Origin of the sequence: Ruminiclostridium cellobioparum DSM 1351 = ATCC 15832, from assembly GCF_000621505.1 — a bacterium.
Taxonomy (GTDB): domain Bacteria; phylum Bacillota; class Clostridia; order Acetivibrionales; family DSM-1351; genus Ruminiclostridium; species Ruminiclostridium cellobioparum.
In genome coordinates, this window is sequence record NZ_JHYD01000071.1 from 1 (window position 1) to 5,212 (window position 5,212).

A 5,212-nucleotide genomic window follows, 5' to 3' on the forward strand; every position below is an offset into this window, starting at 1 on the left:
AGGGCTGGGCAGGAAACATCGGAGTTGCGGCTCCGGCACTTGCAACAGCACTGGCAATAGGGTTATTGGCACTTGCAGCAGTTGTAACCTCAAAGTTAAAAAAGACAGGGGCTTTTGCAAAAGCAAGTGCAAAAGGCAATGCAGCTAAAAAAGCAATCACATCAGGCATAAAAAAGACTGCAAAATCAGCAGTTAAAGGTATAAAAAACCTTTTAAAATCCGGTAAAAAACTAATATCAAAATCCGGTAAATTCCTGATAGAAAAAGGTAAGCTGGTAATAAAGAGACTGGGTAATATATTCCCGAAGGGAATGAAGAAGCTCAATGATTTAACAAGTAAGATACTGGCTAAATTCAAGTTTAAAGGGTTGGAATTTAAACTTGAAGGTAAATACATACTTATTTATGGTATATTTAATCCAAAGAAACTTATTGCTAAGTTAAAGATAAAGCATACGGGAGTAAGTGAGGTTGGAACTATTGCAAACGAGGCTAAGTCATTTGATGTAGTTAAGTATGGGGATAGGGCTACTGGATTTGAAAACCATCACGGAGTACTTGATGTATGGGCAAAACATAATATACCGGGCTATGTTTCAAGAGACCCGGCATCAACATCAATGAGATTGACAGCAGGCACAGCAGGGGAACATGCTGCTACAAAAGAAATATACAGAGATTGGTTGTTTGATAAAACAGGTAAGAAGGTCGGTGGCAAGGTGGATTGGACAACAGTTTCTCCCCAGGAAATACAAAGTTTATCTGAAAAGATGATGGATGCTGCGAAAGTTCCTGAAGCTGCAAGAAGAAGTTATTACCAAGAATTTCACAAATATATTTATAATCTTAAATAAATGAGGTGAGTACATATGACAATTAAACAGTTAGTAACAAAAATTAAAACATTACCAGATTGTATAGTCTATCCATCTAAAGGTATTCCAGCTATTGAGGAAGCATATACCTTACCTGATGACATTAGAGAGTTTTATGATTTGTGTGGTGGAGTTAGCTTATTTACAAGTGCTGAAAATGTAGCAAATATTGTGCCACCTGATGAATTTATTCTAGCAAATCCCGTAATTGTAGGTGAAAGATGTGAGGAAGACATAACTGCTGATTGGTACATAGTTGCTAATGATGGAAATGGTGACTACTTAACTGTAGACCTCAATAAGGATAGGGTTGGAAGATGCTATGATAGCTTTTGGGATAGACACGGAGTAGTTGGAGAATGTGCTATTATTGCAATATCATTTACTGACTTGTTAGAACGATTAGTAGATAATAATGGGCAAAGATGGTATTGGCTGAGAGATGGATTTAATTCACTCGGGGATGCTTATGATGAGGTGTAAATTACAATATACAATGAGTCATCAAACTAATAGTAGTAAAAACGCCTAGAAACTTTATAAAATCAGGTCTTAATGGAGATATATTCTTTATTAAGACTTTTTCTTTTTGTCCCAGTAAAAGCCACAGGTGCCAGTAATGACCACCTTGTAACCCCTTGGCAAATGCGGTAATTCCCATAATCTGACCCCTATAGCAACCCCATCGCATCAAATCCGACCACTATGCCAAATGCCTGTCAGACCGCGTTGCGGGCTGATGTAATCCGAGAGGAGGTCGCTTGCGACCACCTCTCTTTAACCCGCATCATTTTCGACCCCTGGGTTCAGTACAATTTGTTCGGAAAAGTATTGGAACAAACAGTCGTCAAATAGCCCTTAAATTTCTTCTCAATCTGTTTAGGGGTATTCGTATCCCAGAGCCACTTAAAAATCGGAAACAGGGGTAACACGTCGCCACACAGGGGCAAGAGATTTTATGATTGAAATATGCTGCACGATCAATTCCTACAGCCCGGTTTTACTCAGTGCATGAGGCATAGCCCATCCCCCCATGGTTCATGGTGAACCATAGCTTGACCGGCATTCTTGTCCATGCTAAAATGGGGGCAGCCGGGGGTTTAAGGGGGGATTTCCCTCAGAACTTTCAAAAAAGCACAATATAAAATGCATATTTACACAGAGAGGATTAAACGATAATATTTTTCCTCTCTGTTTTTTTGTTCTGTTCTTTCTATTCAAAAGTTCTCAGAATCTACTTGCAATGCTTTTGCAACAGAGTTAATATCACACACAACAATTGAATCAAGGCTCGTGATGCCAAGCACTGAAAAGCAGTGCAAATCACGTAATTTGTCACATGGAAAGTGGATAGGTTTACGCTCCCTTGCGGGTCGCAAGACTAACGCTCATAAAGTGCGGTTGCCGGCAGGTTTTGTGGAGACAAAGCAAAGAAACGGAGGAGATAGCATTTACAATAAGCGTAAGATGGCTTTTATAGGTATAGACATGCATAAGGACACACATACGGCAGTGGTTATGGACTGCTGGACTAACAAATTAGGTGAGATTACCTTCGCCAACAGGCCGTCGGCCTATGACAAATTCATGGCTGATGTGAAAAAGCTATACGGGGACTTGCAGCCGATATTCGGCCTGGAGGATACAAGAGGCTTTGGACGGAATTTCGCTTCCTACCTTTTGGGGCATAAATACACCGTCAAGCATGTAAATCCTGCCTACACCGATGCAATGCGTTCAAGCGCACCCATGTCCAGAAAGGATGATTCCTACGATGCTTTCTGTGTAGCAAGGATACTGAGGGATATGCTGGACACCCTGCCGGATGAACAGCATGACGATTTATTCTGGACGATCCGGCAACTTGTCAAACGCAGGGATTCACTCATCAAAGGGATTATTATTGCTAAAAATCAGCTAAATGCCCAGCTTACCTATGTTTACCCAAGCTACAAGCAATATTTCTGTGATGTGGATACCAAAACAGCCATGTATTTCTGGGAGAAGTACCCGCATCCCAAGCATCTGAAAGATGTACAGCCGGAAGCGTTACTGGAGGAATTACGGCAGTTGCATAGGGGTATGACGGTAAAGAAGGTGCAGGAGATAATATCACTTTCAGAAAGAAACAGCCCGGAGGAGAAGGACTATCAGAATGAGCGTGACCTTGTTATCAGGAGCCTTGTACGGGAATTGAAGTTTAGGAAGCAGGAGAACGAGGATATTGACAGGGAATTGGAAAGACTGATACAACTCACAGGCTACAAGCTTCATACTATGCCGGGTATTAACCTTATCACAGCAGCAGGCATTATCTCTGAGATTGGCAATATTAAAAGGTTCCCAAACTCCGACAAGCTGGCTCGTTTCAGCGGTGTGGCTCCAGTGAATTTCAGCTCTGCCGGAAAGGGCAAAGACCAGCGAAGCAGACAGGGCAACAGGGTTTTAAATGCAATATTCCACTTCCTTGCTATTCAATTGGTGCAGGTAAATCCAAACGGTAAGGCAAGGCATCCGGTATTCAGAGAGTATTTTGAAAGCAAGCTCAAGGAAGGCAAGACAAAGCCGCAAGCCCTTGTCTGCATAACCAGAAGGGCTGTAAGGATTATTTACGGCATGATGCGGACAAAGACCGAATACAAGCCGTTTGAAAAGTTGGCAGATTGATTTTGCTTGGAACTGTCAGTATGGTAAAATGGAGTTGTAAAAAATGTAAATAAGCTTCTGTAAGGAGGCTTCATATAGAGCGAGTCTTTTAAGGGGTAAGGAAAACTGCAGGAAAACAGCATAGTATAGAGCTTCTATAATGCGGGAGCAAGTAAGGTTGGAGATAAGAAGCCTTTACCTGATTGGCTTAAGGAGAGGGTTAATAAAGGAAATGAATTTAATAAACAAAATCGACCAAGATATACTTATAATGAGGTAGAAGTAACAGTTGATGGTAAAAAAACATTCGTGGTAGATTCATATATACCAGGTAAAGAAATTGTTTCTCGAAAGTTTACCCAGTTAGCAGGTGTTCAGGAAAAGACTGCTATTGGCTATTTGGATGAATTTACAAGAAAGTATTCATCTGGTACTAAAATAACAAATGGTAGATTTAATTCTAATGCACTTAAAGGAGGAGAACTTAAAGGAGATTTAATTTTGGAAGTGCCTGTGCAGAATAAGTCAATTCCTCAAAAAGTTCTTGATGAAGCGACAAAAAGAAATATTATCATACGTGATATTGGAGGGAGGATATATAATTAATGGAGATATTATACTGCGATAAATGGTCGAACATAAAGAAGAAACCTTGGAAAATTATTAGTGAAGGTACGGCAAATTTATGTCATACAAAGCATCAGCCTTATACAGCAATATTAAGTGAAGGGAGTAAACCCAAATTTATAGTTGATGTTTCTGATAAATCAGTTTCAGTGAATTTTTTAGATAACCTAATTAGAAAACATTTACAATATGATTTTGAAGTAACAAAAGGTGATAAGCTTTTTCTGAAAACAGCAATTTATTGGGAATATGAAGGCGATACTGATTCAGAGACATCGTGCATGATTTTTGGATTTCAGGAGAACGGTTATACAGCTATGGAGAAAAGGAATTTGAAGACTGGTGAGGTTGAAGAACGTGAGACATATGGTAGAGTAGAGGGAAATTGGGAAGACTATCCTCAATTTGGTCAGTACACATATCTTTGTAAAGAGGAAAGATAGCAAAACAGTGTAATCAGAAAATAGAGTAGGTGTAACAGCCTACTCTCATAACTTACACACAAGGGCGGTTATCTCAACAGAGTTAGCTGCCTTTCTTTATGCTTTGTTAAGAGTAGGCATAATACAATAATAATAAACCAATATTGCATTGACCGAAAAGGTGTACCTTTCTGGTATACTTATTTAAAAGCGAATAAGCACATTCTTTATATTCGTAAAGGTCGATAAATGTTTCGGTTACAGAGGTCTGCAAATCAGGCGACAGCTTTGCAGATGGTGTAAAAACGCGAGCTGAGAATGCTGCAAAGCTGCTTGACCAGATAAAAGCATTTGTAATAAAATGGTTAAAAGAGAACTGGTTGAAGCTGTTACTTGGTGTAACCGGAGCTCTGGCCGGAGTCATAGTGCTTAATATACTTACAGGAGGTGCGATAACTGCCGCCCTGCCTATAATATTGGAAGTAATAGTCAACGTAATGAATGCGGCATCAATAATAGAAGCTATAACAGGGGCAGCAAAAAACATAGCAACATATTTGTCACAGGGCTGGACAGGAAACATCGGAGTTGCGGCTCCGGCACTTGCAACAGCACTGGCAATAGGGTTATTGGCACTTGCAG

The 5,212-nt window shown here is 40.1% G+C and carries 5 protein-coding genes and 1 pseudogene; all 6 read left to right on the forward strand.

The window, feature by feature from the left end; genetic code table 11:
- Positions 1-854 (forward strand): annotated as a pseudogene (locus tag T344_RS31395) (hypothetical protein); the annotation flags it as partial.
- A 15-nt stretch (positions 855-869) separates the two neighbouring features.
- On the forward strand, positions 870-1,358 hold the full coding sequence (locus T344_RS0119230) for an SMI1/KNR4 family protein (RefSeq protein ID WP_027630030.1): 489 nt from the start codon (positions 870-872) through the stop codon (positions 1,356-1,358).
- Positions 1,359-2,342: 984 nt separating this feature from the next.
- Positions 2,343-3,542: an IS110 family RNA-guided transposase gene (locus tag T344_RS0119240; RefSeq protein ID WP_051572059.1), complete on the forward strand. Its 1,200-nt coding sequence runs from the start codon at positions 2,343-2,345 to the stop codon at positions 3,540-3,542.
- A gap of 288 nt (positions 3,543-3,830) precedes the next feature.
- Positions 3,831-4,127 carry a hypothetical protein gene (locus T344_RS30525; RefSeq protein ID WP_207641857.1) on the forward strand — a complete coding sequence of 99 codons (297 nt, stop codon included), beginning with the start codon at positions 3,831-3,833 and terminating at the stop codon, positions 4,125-4,127.
- On the forward strand, positions 4,127-4,591 hold the full coding sequence (locus T344_RS0119250; protein WP_027630032.1) for a hypothetical protein: 465 nt from the start codon (positions 4,127-4,129) through the stop codon (positions 4,589-4,591). The genes T344_RS30525 and T344_RS0119250 overlap by 1 nt, the downstream gene beginning before the upstream one ends.
- A 359-nt stretch (positions 4,592-4,950) precedes the next feature.
- The coding region (locus tag T344_RS0119255) for a hypothetical protein (RefSeq protein ID WP_027630033.1) at positions 4,951-5,212 on the forward strand (262 nt) is incomplete at its 3' end.

Excerpts from the sequence above, each read along its gene's own strand:
- T344_RS0119230 (WP_027630030.1), top strand. The coding sequence starts at position 870 with ATGACAATTAAACAGTTAGTAACAAAAATTAAAACATTACCAGATTGT.
- T344_RS0119240 (WP_051572059.1), top strand. The coding sequence starts at position 2,343 with ATGGCTTTTATAGGTATAGACATGCATAAGGACACACATACGGCAGTG.
- T344_RS0119250 (WP_027630032.1), top strand. The coding sequence starts at position 4,127 with ATGGAGATATTATACTGCGATAAATGGTCGAACATAAAGAAGAAACCT.